Consider the following 14079-nt stretch of genomic DNA (forward strand, 5'->3'; position numbering starts at 1 on the left):
ATCATTCTGATATTGCAGAGGGAATTGAAGGTGCTTCCGAAAGTCTTTGTATACCCTGAGGGACAGCGGATATGGTTGGTTAGGGCATCCGGCGGAAAACATTTTCAGAATTTCCTGAAGCACGGCGTTGTTGCAATCGCTCATATCGACAAGTTAATCAAAAAACACGCGCTTGACGAAATTCCCTCTAGAGAGATTTTGCGCAGGTATCTGGAAGCTGAATCTGATAGCTTCTTTGATTCACCTTTAGCAGCACTGAAAAAACTCGATGACAGCAGCACTGAGCTAGAGCAAGATGTTGAGTTGGCCGAGGAAGAATATTTCGAAAGCAAAATGTCTCTAGCCAACCGCGAAGCGCAGGTGAATAAATTTGCGCAAGAAATGTGCGTGGGTGATCTGGTCGTTACTTTATGTAAGACCCATATAGCTATCGGGCAATTCACATCAGAGTCTTACATTGATGAAGCTGTGTTGGTTAATAAAATATACCGAGGCTCAAAAGAGCCGAAAGTTGAATATTTAGAGTCTAAGCTACGCAGGAATGTTGCTTGGGGTAAGCCAATTGCACGTGAGCTTCTTAGTGCCGGATTAAAGAAGCCTCTTTTAGCTAGGAATACGGTTTCCAGCTTGGACGAGTATTGGGATAAAATATATTGTTTGATTTATCCTATTTTTGTTCGTTCTGATGTGGTTTACTTCTCTAATCGCGTTGCGAAAAGTGGCCCCGTTGGCACTCGAAGTATGTGCAAGCTGCTTGATTTCGTAGTTTGCACGCAATTGACGACAGATGCTCTGCTGAAACCAACTATGCCTGGGTTTGACCTGGCGAGATTGCTAGAGGATAGCTTGCATGGGACCGACTTCCAAGAAAGATTGACCTCGCAGGCTGAAGTTATGTCACCTGGTTACTTTCATCACGCAGTTCAGGTGTTGAATGGAGTGAAACCAGAGGTATATGCTCGGGTCTTAGCTTCTTTACTAGCCTTCGGCTTGACTGGGTGCCAAGGTGGGTCTGATGTGCTGACTAGTCTCTCTGAAGAGATAGTATCAGCTCTTAAACAAGATGATATGTCCCAGGAGCGAACTGCAAAGCCTGCTGATAGGGATAAAACAGATAAAATGCTTGAGGAGTATAAGCAGATTATGGGCAAGAAAGGGGTTACAAGTTTGACCTCCAGCCTTGATCTAAAATTAGCTAACGCCGATAGCGCATTGCCGTCTATTTCCTTCTCGCCACAAATAGATATTGAAAGTGGTTCAGAAAAAACCATGGGGCCCAAACAACATTCCAGCGGAACGGGCGAACAGTTCCGCCTTGACTTGGAATAGGGGGTGACGGTGAGAAACGGAATTTTAGAATTCGTAGGTGGTGCATTCTTACTGACGGCTATTACATATGCTTCAGGAAGAGGCTATTTTAATGGTTACTTTCGAAGCGTGAGAGTAGATCCCGCGTTCGTTGATGTTGCTGTAGATCAAATTTTCTTTGAGGGTGGTAGAGAAATAATCAAAGTTGTAAGCCCTGTTGCGTATCCGCTTTTATTTTTTGTTGTCGCTAGTGTGCTGTTGGCGTTATTGGGTACGCTGTATTTGAAGAAAATTGCATCTGCAAGGGCTGAGAATTTGTTGCTCGCCTGTTCGCAGTTGAAAGGGATTTTTTTTCTGGTTGGGATAGTGTGGTTTTCTAACTATCTATTCAATTCGGCAATGAAAAGTGGTGGCGAGGTTGCTGCCACTAATGGGTGCAATTTTGTGGTCGTTCATGTGAACGACAAGGACAGCCAGACGGGATGTCTCATTTATAAAAGCGTGGATAATATTTGGGTGCGCTACGAGACCGAAGAGTCTGAGTACGTTTCTGTTTTCCCGAGGGATAATTTTTACAGGGCAGACATGAGGATGAGGAATTAACTACTGCCGTTTGTAGTCGCAGGGGGCGGTTTTCGGTGTTGTTTAGATTTTGGATCAAAAGGGGGGCTGATTTATATTTCAGAAAATATATCAGTCCCCATTTTCTAATGCCACATTACCCTAGAATTGACCGCTAAATTCCTACGGAAACCCACGATGAAACAGGGGGCAGATTTATTTAAGGGCACACATCAACCTGTGCCGAAAAAATAAATCTGTCCCCTTTTCTCCAATATAAGCCCCTTCGATGTGCTGACTGTATGTTCGAGTATGAAGAGGAATTTGCTAAATTATTTGTAGTGATTTGAAGAGGCCGCGGTGTAGTACGATTGGCTCCTTACGATTAAAGTTTGCTTCAGGGCTAATATATCTAAATACGTGAGTATTGTTTTGTTTCGGTTGGTTGCCTATTACCGAAAAATTGAACAGCACTGCAAGTACGAAGTCTGCAGTTCTTTCATGAGTGGCGGCGCCCGGTTCTTCTTCGTAAGCGGCTTCAAACTCTGCAATTGAGAGGGTTTGCTTTCTCACGATTGAAAATAAGTTCAGTATCGACTTGATATTTGGTAGGAATCCGCTTATTTCATCTTCGATCTCGCTGCGGAGATAGTTAGAGAATGATTTGTCAATTTTTGTAACTATGTCAGGCGTTATTTTTGTTCGATTGTCTCGAAGAGCTTCCTCTGCACATGCCTGTAAGTATCGTATATAGTCCCTGGGCCTAATTTGAGTGCTTCGGGTTATATAGTCAAATGCCTTCATTTCTTTCTGCTGTTTGTGTCCGTATTTGACAGGAAGATTGCTGAAGAGCATTCTCCAGGCTTGATAGAAAGGTAGTGTCGGATCGGTCGAGGAATGCGCTTTGGAGATTCGAAAAGCTAAAAGTTCCTTGATTTTGGCTTCATCCCAAGCAAGAGGGACCTTCAAGTCGTTCCATTTGTTCCTGTCATTATCCATCAATAAATCGTAAATATCATCTCGAAGGAACACAACAGGGAAAAGTTTATAAGGTTGTCCGAATACCGAACGTACATCTTGAACTGCCTTGAATAATCCAGTCAACAATGCTGTATAGCGATTGTAGTTTTCTGGATCTGTGATGTCTCGGTAATCTTCGTCTAGCTCATCGAATACAATTAGATATTCAGATTTGTCCAGGTGTTGTAGAAGCAAGTCTTCGAGTGTTTCAACTCGCTCTATCCAAGAAGTTTCATTTTTCTGCGTTGCATTCGAGCCGCTTGCTTCTATCCCGCTACCGAGTATAGATATCTTGAATGTCCCGCTTACCCATCGCTTAATGCTTCGTGCAAGAGACTGCTCGACATCGCCCTCGTAAATTGATCTGAGTTTCTCTCGGATCGAATCGTCTATTGATTCATTTTTTATCATTAGCTTTGCGACTGAGCTATATATTAGGTATTTCCACAGCGTCATATACTGATTGGGAGCTGTAAAACTCTTATTTGTTAAATCATAAAGCTCTTGGAAGGGGAAGTTCTTGAATGACAGCTTTTTGGCGAAACGAGAAAAGCTTACATCTTTTATGATATGTTCGGTAATAGCTGTTTTCCCTGTTCCTTTTCGTCCAATTACGTAAGATTTCGAGCCTGATGTTATCTCGTCTACAATGTTTACATGAAAAAAGTACCTGCTAGTATCTTCCAGCTTTGCTTCTACTTTCCATGCCGCTACTTCTTTCAACAATTCCCGGCTCATACATCATCCCTGCATGCCATTAAAGGCCAAATGCTATCAGGGATTGAGAGTTTGTGAAGGGTTTTCTGTACCTAACCGCCCGCAACATGTGAGATGAATTTCGAATTGCATCTAGTATGGCGAATATGTAATTCGGTTGATTATTAAAAGCGATCAATAGATAGCAGTCGATAGTTTTTGTCTACTAACAAACTCTTTGGTTTGATTTCTGTGGGTCATGACTCATTAGCTCTCACTTTGAGAGAAACGCCATGAGGTTTCTAGTCGTCGAGCAAGCAGCCGCACCGTAAGCAGGTAGTAGTACCGTGTAGCCTCGCTGCGATGGCGAATGCGATGTTCAAGGAACCAAGCAAGATGCTTTCTCTGCCAAGTCCAAGGGGTTTCTCGCTGCCAGCGTCCCGCAATTTCTGCTTGGATAAGCATCGCCTGCCGCAAGTGGCGTTGCCGCGTCGCGTGCGACCCGGTTAGCACGCCAGTCAAGAACAGTTCCATTTCGAATGACTTGCTCATGCCCGTCCACCAATGTAGGCCGCGACCACATCGATCCGACCGTGCCCCAGCTCATAGCTGATTTGCCTTCTGGCCTCACGATCTAGGTGCCTATCTACCTGGCAACATTGGCCGTCGTTGATTGGCGCGGGATGTTGGGTGATCTGCTCGTAGCGCTCACATGCGTACGCCGCTCGTAGCTCATGGAAGCCCTTGAGGTTGTGTGCATGCAGGATGACCCGCGCAGGGCGGATGCTTTCTTGCAGAAGACTCAGGTAGCTTTCGTGTGAGGCAATCAGGTTGCGGCTACTTGCAGGCGACACTTGCCGTGCAAACTCAAGAGCATCTCGAACATTGTCGTTAACCGCAATCCAACGTGGCGCCGAGGCGCCAGCACGGCCACCTTTGGTGCCGTCCTGGATGTTGATCCTGCCTAGGTCTTCAGCCTCACGGATTAGACGTGGCAGGTCGGCCAAGATGGCCTCACGCAAGCGCATGCCAGTGGCTCGTGCCAACAGAACAATCGCTGCGGCCCGTTGCTGATGATCTCGACAAAGCGCATCGACGATCTGCTTAATCTGTTCGCGGTCTTGGCCTTGCGGAGCCGATTGGCGAACTCCGGTGCGCTGCATTCCCAACACCTTGCTCGGACTGGGCAATTTCACACACTGATCACCGCGCAGCGCCGCCATTGTCCTGTTAACGCTGGATAGGCGGTTTTGTGCGGTGCTGACAGCAAGGTCACCGCGCCTTACCACGTCGCGCAGGTACGCCGCATAGTCCGCCAATACCTTCCGATCAATCTGCCGCGCATCATTGATACCGGCCCCTTGTTCGGAGCGGCACCATCTGACGAATGCCTGCCACCGATCACAGTGTGCCTTCACCGTGCCGAAGTGGCCGCCGCCGAACATGTCTCTCAACGCCTGCGGCCCTGCATAGCTCAGTTGCCTGCCGTAGCCGAAATTACGGCCATCGCGTCTACCCACCAATGCCATGTCGAATCACCTCATTGCCTGGTCTCCGATCCTCGCCCCACGTCATCCCGCCAAGAATGCTGAGTGTTATCAGGGATCAAGGCCCCTGCGACCTGTGGGGAATGTCCTCTACGCGGGACTGGCGGCTCCTTACGACCGAGAGCAAGGGCATCTCATGATCTGGCCTCCTGAACACCGTTACCGGTGGGCGGGTGGAGGCAGCACTGGCTGACGAGACCAGCGCCTGAAGATCCTGAGCCATGTGCAAGCAGCAATGCGATGACTGGGGCATGCCTGACTGTCAGTCAGGTGCAGTCCATTCCCTGGTCTGCGGCACCATCATCTACATCGCTGTTGCTGGTGACATCGGCGTTTGTCACGCCGATTGTCACGAGGGGGAATGCCGCAAAGCCTTATGCGATCAGGGCTGCAGCAGTGGTAGAAGTGCCCGTCTCTTTCCAGAGAAAGAGACGGGCACAGGTTGGCGCAGGATTCGGCCAAGCGGATAGGTTGCTGCAGGGCAGCGAGGTACGGTGTGTCTGGCGCACAAGGGCCATATGTGTAAGAGCATCCATCACATGGGTAGTGACCGGGCGAGCTGCCGGATGCGAATCGCCCTTGGGGAGAACCACCGCCAGAGCGGCGTGACCTTTAAGGTTCGGATCACCTGGGGTGCTGTCATCGACAGCTCTTGCAACTCCCGGTCTACGCCTGTGGACAATATTCGTCAAGCAAAGCGATTTCAGGTATTTAGCGCCTGTGGATAAAACTATCTCCCGGTGGACATCAGTGGTTTTCCACAGACGCACTCTGTGCCAGCAGTTTTTTTCTTAGGTATGGTCCTTTCAAACGGGGCGGCTTTGCAGCCCCGTTTGAAAGGACCCGCGCGGAGGAGCTTCATGCGGTGCTGTGGGTAACTTCACAGCTAGTTGAGGTGGTGTTGCGGCGGGTTACTCGGTCCTCTTGGCACTGCGAAGCCGCGTGACGTTCTCGCCCGTCTGCTTGGCAAACTCATGCGGCGTCACATGGTCCTCGCGGTTCGCCTCTATAAACCGGCTCCACCAGGTCATGATCATCCGGCGCTCTTCAAGGAACTCAGCCTTGTGGGTATAAGCGGCCCGTACGTTGTTGCGTTCCTTGTGGCTCATCTGCCGCTCGATAGCCGTCTCCGACCACAGTCCGGACTCGACCAGCGCACTGCACGCCATGGCTCGGAACCCGTGGCCGCAGATATCCACCTTGGTGTCATAGCCCATCGTCCTTAGCGCGGCGTTCACCGTGTTCTCGGACATCGGCTTCCACGGTTTGGCATCCCCCGCGAACACCAGCTCGAACTTGCCGGTGATCGCGTGGATCTGCTCAAGCAAGGCCACTGCCTGCGGCGATAAGGGTACAACGTGGATATCCCCGGCCATTTTTGTACCCCTTGTGGAAAAGGGTACTCCGTCCAGCGCCGGGCGGGTGTCGGGGATCTCCCAGATGCCACGCTTGAGGTCAAACTCGTTCCAACGGGCGAAGCGCAGTTCACTGGAGCGCACGAACACGTGCAGCGATAGCATCACCGTGAGGCGCGTGAGCGGGCGACCTTTGTAGCCGTCGATACGCGCCTGTAGCTCTGGCAACCGCGATAAGGGTAGTGCGGGTCGGTGAGTTACCCGTGGTGTCTTGATCGAGCCATCGAGGTCGTGAGCTGGGTTCGCTGTGATCAGCCGCAGCCGTTTGGCTTCACGCATGATGCTTTGCAGGTAGTTCTTGACCCTGAGCGCCACGTCGATGGTGCCGCGCTTCGTCACGGCTTCCAGTGGCTGCATGAGGTCGTGGGTGTCCAACTCAACGATTGCTCTGGCACCGATCAAAGGGAATACGTGAGTCTTCAAGCGGCTGAGCACTGTCTTGGCGTGGCCGGGCGCCCATTTGGGCACCATGCTCGCGTGCCAGTCGAGCGCAACGCTTTCAAAGGTGCGGCCGTTGATCACGGCCTGGGTCTTGTTTTGTTGCTTGTACTGAATGGGGTCTATGCCGTTGGCGAGCTGCTGCTTGATCTCGAAGCGCTTGCGGCGTGCGTCGCCCAGGCCAACCACTGGGTAACTGCCGAGGGCGGTCAGGCCTTCGCGGCCATCGGGTTTCACGTACCTGAGCCGCCAGCCTTTGCGGCCGTTGGGTTGCACAAGGAGGTAAAGACCGTCGCCATCGAAGAGCTTGTACTCGCGCTCTCTGGGCTTTGCCGTGCGACAGGCGGTGTCTGTAAGCGGGGCAGTGGTGCGGGCCATAAGGGTAGTCTCCGATATCGAAACGGACCTCTATCCTTAAAACTACCCTTATTAGCGCTGGCTACCCTCGGAATCCGACGGAACGCCAAAACGAAAAAACCCGCCAGAAGGCGGGTTTTTCGGGGGTTCCAGAGATTTTAAAAGCTTTCTATGGAACCTTGAATGGTGCCGGCACCAGGAATCGAACCCGGGACCTACTGATTACAAGTCAGTTGCTCTACCATCTGAGCTATACCGGCACAGGGGCGTCATTATAGCGATGGATTCGCGGCTGTAAACCACTTCATCGCATCCATCGCACATTCCCCTAAGTCACCGCGCAGAAAGAAGAATTTTCCTACCAGCCGCGGTGCATGGAGTTGACGCCTGGCTCCATTTGGCCAGGGTTGAAGAACAGCTTGCCGTTGTCGCAGCCGCGCTTGCGGCAGCTGCCGTCGGCGTTGTGCAGCGGCAGGCCGCGGTCGCCGCCCAGTTGCATGCCGGGCATGTTCCAGCCCAGCGGGGTGGGCTTGCTGGCCGGGAAGTCGTTGGCGCAGCCGGTCATGGCCAGGGCAAGGGTCAGCAGGGCAAAGGATTTCACGTGTTTCACGATGTTCGAGTCCGTTCCGGGTTCAGTCTTTGTTCAATATGCGCTGGATGGTGCCGCCGCAGGCCATGTAGCAGCTGTCGTAGTCCGACCCGCAACTGTAGCTGCTGCCCGTGTTGAACGGGTAGCTCGGGTAGTGGCAACTGTGACGCGCTTCTTTCTTGCTCTTGCCTTTCTGGCAGTACTCGTAGGTACGCATCTCGGCCTGGTACAGCGCGCGTTCGCTGTTTTCCTGCAGGCGGGCCATCTGCTTGCAGTGGTTGCGCTCCATCGAGCAGCTGTTGATGCAGTTCATGCCATGCGCGCTGGGCGGTGGCGAATATCTATAGCTGTAGCTCGGGCCGCAGCCGGCCAGGGCCAAGGCCAGGCAGGCCAGCACGAGGGCTGCCAGGCCATTGTGGAAAAGTGCCATGGGTGTTGCAGTCCTTGATCATTCGTCGCTGAACTCCAGCAAATCGCCAGGCTGGCAGTTCAGGGCGCGACACAGCTTCTCCAGGGTCTCGATCTTGAAACCCTTGATCTTGCCGTTTTTCAGCAGCGACAGGTTTGCTTCCGTGATACCGATGATTTCCGCCAGGTCCTTGGAACGTATTTTGTTCCGGGCCATGACGACGTCGAGGCGGATGATTATCGGCATAGGAGGCGGTTAGACATAACAGTTGTGTTCATCGCTGATGGTCTTGGCGTCACGCATGAGCAGCGAGAAGGCACACAGCAGGATGCCTTTCATGATCTCGTAGACAGCCTGCGATGATACACCGATCGAGACGTTGAAGCTTCTCTCGCCAGCGGGCAGGTCGATGGCCAGTGCCAGGCCTTGCAGGGTGTAGGTGACCGGCCACAGCAACGGCGTGCCGATACACAGCAGGCCAACCCACCAGAGCATCTTGATGTTTGCCGAGGTCCAGGTCTGGCCGCGCGAAAGGCGGTGGAAGAACAGGCCGGTCAGGCCCAGGGCGGCGACCGAGATGAAGGTCGGGATCATCTCGACGGCCAGCACCAGGCCGATCGCCAGTGTCGATGCCTGATAGCCGGGCTCCAGCAGCAAGGGCATGTGCTCGCCGTGGATCTGCAGGTAGGCGGCTTGCATGTCGGGGTAATCGAATATGCAGAGCAGCGGCGTGGCCAGCAGTTCGAACGCGGCGGTGGTCCAGGCCATATAAGCGGCGAATACGCCGATGGCGCGTAGGCGCGAACGCGCATAGGCCACGGATCTACTGTTCATGGGGTGCCTCCGTACAGTGATGAACGGGGCGGATTATTCTTGATAAATTATCGTAAAACAATAATTAATTTGCTGTTTGTTGCGGTGGCGACGGTTTGTCGCAGGGACGGGGCGGTCTGCCGTCGAAATGGGGCGGGGAATATAATTTACGAAGCTTTCAGCAGCCTTTAAGGGGCTTTCTCTGAAAGACGCAATGCAAACGCGATAAATTATTAGGCTGTGCCTATCGTTTTGACTTAATCGATCACCTAAGCTAATCTTGTGTTCATTATGTTGAACAGTAAAGCTTTCAAGCTCCTCGCTTCCTCCCGCCTGGTTTCCCGTGAACGTCACTGGACCGGCGACCTCTAGCGCCACCCTCCCTCTACAGCCGTAAACGTCTCTATCCGCCGGTGCCTGTGCGCCCGGTTGCTGTCGCCCATGGGAGGGCATCATGCGTTCCTGGATCTATCTTTGCGTCGCTATCACCGCCGAGGTGATCGGCACGGCGTCGATGAAATTCGCCGCCACTCATTTCCCTGTGATGGGCTATGTCGTCATGTACGGCATGATCTGTCTCTCGTATTTCTTCCTGGCCCTGGCGGTCAAGCGTGTGCCGGTCGGCGTGGCCTATGCGCTGTGGGAAGGTATCGGCATCGTCCTGATCACCTTGGTCAGCGTGCTGTGGCTGGGCGAAAGCCTGGGCTGGGCCAAGGCCCTGGGGCTGGCGGTGATGATCGCCGGCATCCTGTTGGTAAAAGCCGGTACCCGCAGCAAACCGACTACGGCTGAAGGGGAGGCGCTGCCATGCTGATTCCATTTGCCTGGCTGGCCCTGGCCATCGTGCTGGAAGTGCTGGCCAACCTGCTGCTCAAGTATTCCGACGGTTTCCGCCGCAAAGGGCTGGGCGTGGCCTCGATCGTTGCCGTGCTGGCGGCCTTTACCGCCCTGGCCCAGGCTGTGCAGGACATCGAACTGTCGCTGGCCTATGCCATCTGGGGTGGCTTCGGCATCCTGGCCACCGTGGCCATGGGGTGGGCGCTGTTTGGCCAGCGCCTGGCCGGGCGTGGCTGGCTCGGCCTGGTGCTGTTGCTGGTGGGCATGGGCCTGCTGAAACTGGCGTAAAAACAGCCCCGGCGCAAATGCTTATGCACAAGAGGCATTTGCCCGTTGCGCGAAAGGCATGCCGACCGGTGTGACCACCGGTCTTTGCGCAAAGGCCTGTTTTTCCTGGTTTTCAGGACGTCATCGGAATAAGCAAAGCGGCGCAAATAGCTCCGGGATCCAAGATTCCGTGATTTTCATCACAAGCTTGTTCACAGACTTATCCACAGGTTTTCAAGGGTTCTGCGGCGATCCGTCGCGCTCGCCCAGTACCAGCAAGTTGCGCGGGGTCAGGGGGTAGTCGCAGAACACACCGACATGCACCGCATAGCCTTGCTCCTGGAGGAACAGGGCGCGGTCCAGTACCAGCCACATTTCCAGGGGGCGGCGGAACAGGTTGCGTACCAGCTCCAGGTTGCGCACCGCGGCCAGGCGCTGCCAGCCGGCGGCCTCCAGGGCTGTCCAGTCCGGCTCGCCGCTAACGCTCACCTGGCGCAGTGCTGCCAGGTCGCGGCAGTACTGCGCGAAGGGCTTTTCCAGCCAACTGATGGCCAGGGAGGGCGTCGACAGGTAGTCATCCACACCACGCTGTTCGCGCTGCAACAGGTCGAAGCCCAGGCGCCGGGCCATCGACGCATCGCGCTGACGGCGCACCCGGGCGCTGGAAGTGACCGCTTCATTCAACGGCAATCCCAGGTCGGCCTGCGACAACTGCAGTGACGACTGCCGGGCGGTTGTGGATAACGCCTGGTAGGTGCTGCCCTGAATGCGGTTGTAGCAGCACGGGGCGATCGCCACTTGCCGGCAGCCTTGCTGGCTGGCCAGTTGCAGCAGGCGTACATGCAACTCACCGCAGGCGTGCAGGGCGACCGCGCTCTTGTCCTGGTCCAGGTGCTGCGCGCTGTCGGCCGCCAGCACATCCTGGCGCAGGTGGCGGGCGGGCAGGTGGTGGTGATCGCTCAGGGCCTGGCCGGCAGTGACCAGTTCGGCGTCGTGCTCGAGGCAGGTCAGGTGCTGGCCGGGTTGCAGCAGGCGGCGGCCCAGGTGGCCTTTGCCCGAGCACCAGTCGAGCCAGTGGCGTGGTGGCTGGCAGAAGGCCAGGCGCCGAGTGAAGGCTTCGATCTGCTGCCATTTGCGGCCTGGCACGTTGACGTCCAGGCGGTGGCCGGCCGGGTGCAGGCCGGCGTCGGGCAGTTCGCCGACGGCGGACAACTGCAAGGCCTGGGCGGCCAGTTGCGGGAAGGGTGCCGGGGCCGGCAATTGCTCAAGGTGTTGCTGGGCGGCCTCGGCCTGCTCCAGGGTGCGGTTGCGCAGCCAGGTGGCGAGTTCGGGATGTTGGGTTTCCCACTCCAGGCGTAGCTGGGTGAAGGGGCGCGGGCGCCACAGGTGCTGGTGCTGGATCAGGAAGTGGTCGAGGGCCTGGAAGCGCTCGATGAGCTGCTGGCCTTGGAGATGGGGGATGGTCTGCATGGGAGCACCGCGGCGCTATCGAGAGGGAGCGCTGTGCGCCCCATCGCGGCACGAGACCGCTCCTACAGGGCATTGCGTCCCGCCTGTAGGAGCGGCCTTGTGCCGCGATGGGGCGCGCAGCGGCCCCGGGTTGTCACTGTCTTATCGCCCCTGGCAGGCATCCACGCGCAACCAGCGCTCCAGCAGTTTGAAGCCCTGGACCAGGAAGAACGAGATCACCAGGTAGAACACGCCCGCGGCGAAGAAGATCTCCACCGGCAGGTAGGTCCGCGCGATGATGGTCCGCGCCATGCCGGTCAGTTCCAGCAGCGTCACGGTACTGGCCAGGGCGCTGGCCTTGAGCATCAGGATCACTTCGTTGCTGTAGGCCGGCAGGCCGATGCGCGCGGCGCGTGGCAGCATGATGTAGAACAGCGTCTTGCCGCGCGACATGCCCAGCGCCCGGGCCGCTTCGATCTCGCCCTTGGGGATCGCCTGCAGCGCGCCGCGCAGGATCTCGGCGATGTAGGCGGCGGTGTGCAGGGTCATGGTCAGCACGGTGCACCAGAACGGATCGCGCAGGTACGGCCACAGCGAGCTGTCGCGCACCAGGTCGAACTGCGCCAGGCCGTAGTACACCAAAAACAGCTGCACCAGCAGCGGCGTGCCGCGGAAGAAGAAGATGTAGCCGTAGGGCAGGGCGCGCACGTACCAGTGCCGCGACGAGCGGGCGATCCCCAGCGGGATGGCCAGGATCAGCCCGGCGATGACGGCGATGGCCACCAGCTCCAGGGTCAGGGTCGCGCCCTGGGCCAGGCGTGGCAGCCACTTGATGATGACTTCCCAGTTCATTTATTCGGCCCTCATGAAGCCGCGAGCGGCGCGCTTTTCCAGGAAGTGCATGCCGGTCATGGCGATCACGGTCAGGCCCAGGTAGATGCAGGCGGCCACGGCGTAGAAGGTGAACGGTTCCTTGGTCACGGTCACGCCGATCTGGGCGTGGCGCATGATTTCTTCCAGGCCGATCACCGACACCAGCGCGGTGTCCTTCATCAGGATCATGAACAGGTTGCCCAGGCCCGGCAGGGCCACGCGCCACATCTGCGGCAGGATGATCCGCGACAGGATGCGGCCCTTGGACAGGCCCAGGGCCAGGCCCGCCTCGCGGTGGCCCTTGGGGATGGCCAGGATCGCGCCGCGGAACACTTCCGTGGCGTAGGCGCCGAAGCACAGGCCCAGGGCGATGACGCCGGCGGCGAAGGCGCTGAGTTCCAGGCCTGGCATGTTCAGGGCGGCGCCGAGGCTGTTCATCAGCCCGACGGTGCCGAAGTAGATGAGCAGCACCCAAAGCAGTTCAGGTACGCCGCGCACCAACGTCGAATAGAGGCCGCCAAGCCATTGCAGCGGCTTGACCGACGAGGTCTTGGCCAGGGCGCCGAGCAAGCCCAGGGCCAGCCCCAGCAGCAAGGCGCAGAGCGCCAGTTTTACGGTCATCAGGGTGCCGGCCATCATGGCCGGGCCGAATCCGTGCAGGTCGATAGTCATGGGTAAGTTTGTTCAAGGGACAGGCATCGCCATGGCGGCGATGCCTGTCGGGGCGAATCAATAGATGCTGAACGGGAAGTACTTGTCGTTGATCTTCTTGTAGGTGCCGTCGGCGACGATTTCCTTCAGCGCGGCATTGAGCTTGTTGCGCAGCTCGTTGTCGCCCTTGCGCACGGCGATGCCGACCTTGTCGCTTTCGTTGACCGGTTCGCCCTTGAACTCGTAGTCCTGGCCGGCCTTGGACTTGAGCCAGTCGTAGTTGGCGTACTTGTCGGCGAGGATGGCGTCGACACGGCCGGAGGTCAGGTCCAGGTAGGCGTTTTCCTGGCCGTCGTAGAGGTTGACCTTGAACTCGCCGTCCATGCCGCCGTTGTCATCCAGCCAGGTCGCGGCCTGGGTGGCGCGCTGGGTGCCGATGGTCTTGCCCTTGAGCGAAGCGCGATCGGTCTTGAAGTCGACCTTTTTCGGCGCGATGAACTGCTGCTTGTTCGAGTAGTAGGGGTCGGTGAAGTCGACGGCTTGCTTGCGCTCGTCGGTGATCGACAGCGACGAGACGATGAAGTCGAACTTCTTGGCGTTCAGGGCCGGGATGATGCCGTCCCAGTCGGAGGTGACCACTTCGCACTCGACTTTCATCTTGGCGCACAGGGCGTCGCCGATGTCCTTGTCGAAGCCGACGACCTGGCCGCTGGCATCCTTGTTGTTGAACGGTGGGTAGGCGGCTTCGATACCCATGCGCAGTTTTTCCGCGGCCAGGGCGTTGGCCGACATCACCAGCGTGGCAGCGGCTGCCAGGAGGAATTTCTTGTAGGTCTGCATTCGTGTTGC

General features: G+C 56.2%; 16 protein-coding genes and 1 tRNA gene. 4 read left to right on the plus strand and 13 right to left on the minus strand.

The features are described from left to right. The first annotated feature begins 30 nt into the window (after window positions 1-30). Both HU772_RS01440 and HU772_RS01445 read left to right on the plus strand, forming a co-directional pair. A complete protein-coding gene (locus HU772_RS01440; protein WP_186653806.1) occupies window positions 31-1329 on the plus strand; it encodes a hypothetical protein in 1299 nt (432 codons plus the stop codon). Window positions 1330-1332: 3 nt separating this feature from the next. Next, entirely contained in the window at window positions 1333-1911 is a 579-nt protein-coding gene (locus HU772_RS01445) for a hypothetical protein (protein ID WP_186653805.1), read from the plus strand. 285 nt (window positions 1912-2196) lie between these two features. On the opposite strand, the gene HU772_RS01450 is transcribed toward HU772_RS01445, so the two are convergent. The 9 genes from HU772_RS01450 to HU772_RS01485 form a co-directional block, all read right to left on the minus strand. Then, window positions 2197-3627, minus strand: a complete 1431-nt coding sequence (locus tag HU772_RS01450; protein ID WP_186653802.1) for a P-loop ATPase, Sll1717 family — start codon at window positions 3625-3627, stop codon at window positions 2197-2199. Between the two features lie 225 nt (window positions 3628-3852). Further along, window positions 3853-4137: a hypothetical protein gene (locus tag HU772_RS24900; protein WP_225923083.1), complete on the minus strand. Its 285-nt coding sequence runs from the start codon at window positions 4135-4137 to the stop codon at window positions 3853-3855. After that, window positions 4134-5114 carry an integrase domain-containing protein gene (locus HU772_RS01455; protein WP_186653799.1) on the minus strand — a complete coding sequence of 327 codons (981 nt, stop codon included), beginning with the start codon at window positions 5112-5114 and terminating at the stop codon, window positions 4134-4136. Before HU772_RS01455 ends, HU772_RS24900 begins: the two co-directional genes overlap by 4 nt. A gap of 929 nt (window positions 5115-6043) precedes the next feature. Continuing rightward, window positions 6044-7363, minus strand: a complete 1320-nt coding sequence (locus HU772_RS01460; protein ID WP_186653795.1) for a tyrosine-type recombinase/integrase — start codon at window positions 7361-7363, stop codon at window positions 6044-6046. A 163-nt stretch (window positions 7364-7526) separates the two neighbouring features. Next, window positions 7527-7602: transfer RNA gene (locus tag HU772_RS01465), tRNA-Thr, on the minus strand. 98 nt (window positions 7603-7700) lie between these two features. Then, window positions 7701-7952 (minus strand): hypothetical protein, encoded by a 252-nt coding sequence (locus tag HU772_RS01470; protein WP_437182413.1) that lies wholly within the window; start codon window positions 7950-7952, stop codon window positions 7701-7703. Between the two features lie 22 nt (window positions 7953-7974). Continuing rightward, a complete protein-coding gene (locus HU772_RS01475; RefSeq protein WP_186653792.1) occupies window positions 7975-8361 on the minus strand; it encodes an Aq_678 family protein in 387 nt (128 codons plus the stop codon). 18 nt (window positions 8362-8379) lie between these two features. Further along, on the minus strand, window positions 8380-8586 hold the full coding sequence (locus HU772_RS01480) for a helix-turn-helix domain-containing protein (protein ID WP_011536200.1): 207 nt from the start codon (window positions 8584-8586) through the stop codon (window positions 8380-8382). 9 nt (window positions 8587-8595) lie between these two features. Next, window positions 8596-9174, minus strand: a complete 579-nt coding sequence (locus HU772_RS01485; protein WP_186653787.1) for a hypothetical protein — start codon at window positions 9172-9174, stop codon at window positions 8596-8598. Window positions 9175-9607: 433 nt separating this feature from the next. Between HU772_RS01485 and HU772_RS01490 the strand changes: the two genes are divergently transcribed. Beyond that, window positions 9608-9967 (plus strand): SMR family transporter, encoded by a 360-nt coding sequence (locus HU772_RS01490; protein ID WP_186653784.1) that lies wholly within the window; start codon window positions 9608-9610, stop codon window positions 9965-9967. Beyond that, window positions 9961-10278 carry a multidrug/spermidine efflux SMR transporter subunit MdtI gene (mdtI, locus tag HU772_RS01495; RefSeq protein ID WP_186653782.1) on the plus strand — a complete coding sequence of 106 codons (318 nt, stop codon included), beginning with the start codon at window positions 9961-9963 and terminating at the stop codon, window positions 10276-10278. The genes HU772_RS01490 and mdtI overlap by 7 nt, the downstream gene beginning before the upstream one ends. 213 nt (window positions 10279-10491) lie before the next feature. Here the strand turns inward: mdtI and HU772_RS01500 are convergent, their stop codons facing one another. From HU772_RS01500 to HU772_RS01515, 4 genes are all read right to left on the minus strand, one after another. Further along, a complete protein-coding gene (locus HU772_RS01500; protein ID WP_186653780.1) occupies window positions 10492-11727 on the minus strand; it encodes a methyltransferase in 1236 nt (411 codons plus the stop codon). A 141-nt stretch (window positions 11728-11868) separates the two neighbouring features. Then, a complete protein-coding gene (locus HU772_RS01505) occupies window positions 11869-12558 on the minus strand; it encodes an ABC transporter permease (RefSeq protein ID WP_186653778.1) in 690 nt (229 codons plus the stop codon). Then, entirely contained in the window at window positions 12559-13251 is a 693-nt protein-coding gene (locus HU772_RS01510) for an ABC transporter permease (RefSeq protein WP_186653776.1), read from the minus strand. Window positions 13252-13308: 57 nt separating this feature from the next. Further along, window positions 13309-14070 carry an ABC transporter substrate-binding protein gene (locus tag HU772_RS01515; RefSeq protein ID WP_186653774.1) on the minus strand — a complete coding sequence of 254 codons (762 nt, stop codon included), beginning with the start codon at window positions 14068-14070 and terminating at the stop codon, window positions 13309-13311. Window positions 14071-14079 lie beyond the last annotated feature (9 nt).

The organism is Pseudomonas xantholysinigenes (assembly GCF_014268885.2).
In the GTDB taxonomy this organism is placed as follows: Bacteria; Pseudomonadota; Gammaproteobacteria; order Pseudomonadales; family Pseudomonadaceae; genus Aquipseudomonas; species Aquipseudomonas xantholysinigenes.

Bases quoted from the DNA above. Each gene is read 5' to 3' on its own strand.
- HU772_RS01450 (WP_186653802.1), bottom strand. From the start codon at position 3,627: ATGAGCCGGGAATTGTTGAAAGAAGTAGCGGCATGGAAAGTAGAAGCA.
- HU772_RS24900 (WP_225923083.1), bottom strand. From the start codon at position 4,137: ATGAGCAAGTCATTCGAAATGGAACTGTTCTTGACTGGCGTGCTAACC.
- HU772_RS01455 (WP_186653799.1), bottom strand. From the start codon at position 5,114: ATGGCATTGGTGGGTAGACGCGATGGCCGTAATTTCGGCTACGGCAGG.
- HU772_RS01460 (WP_186653795.1), bottom strand. From the start codon at position 7,363: ATGGCCCGCACCACTGCCCCGCTTACAGACACCGCCTGTCGCACGGCA.
- HU772_RS01475 (WP_186653792.1), bottom strand. From the start codon at position 8,361: ATGGCACTTTTCCACAATGGCCTGGCAGCCCTCGTGCTGGCCTGCCTG.
- HU772_RS01480 (WP_011536200.1), bottom strand. From the start codon at position 8,586: ATGCCGATAATCATCCGCCTCGACGTCGTCATGGCCCGGAACAAAATA.
- HU772_RS01485 (WP_186653787.1), bottom strand. From the start codon at position 9,174: ATGAACAGTAGATCCGTGGCCTATGCGCGTTCGCGCCTACGCGCCATC.
- HU772_RS01490 (WP_186653784.1), top strand. From the start codon at position 9,608: ATGCGTTCCTGGATCTATCTTTGCGTCGCTATCACCGCCGAGGTGATC.
- mdtI (WP_186653782.1), top strand. From the start codon at position 9,961: ATGCTGATTCCATTTGCCTGGCTGGCCCTGGCCATCGTGCTGGAAGTG.
- HU772_RS01500 (WP_186653780.1), bottom strand. From the start codon at position 11,727: ATGCAGACCATCCCCCATCTCCAAGGCCAGCAGCTCATCGAGCGCTTC.
- HU772_RS01505 (WP_186653778.1), bottom strand. From the start codon at position 12,558: ATGAACTGGGAAGTCATCATCAAGTGGCTGCCACGCCTGGCCCAGGGC.
- HU772_RS01510 (WP_186653776.1), bottom strand. From the start codon at position 13,251: ATGACTATCGACCTGCACGGATTCGGCCCGGCCATGATGGCCGGCACC.
- HU772_RS01515 (WP_186653774.1), bottom strand. From the start codon at position 14,070: ATGCAGACCTACAAGAAATTCCTCCTGGCAGCCGCTGCCACGCTGGTG.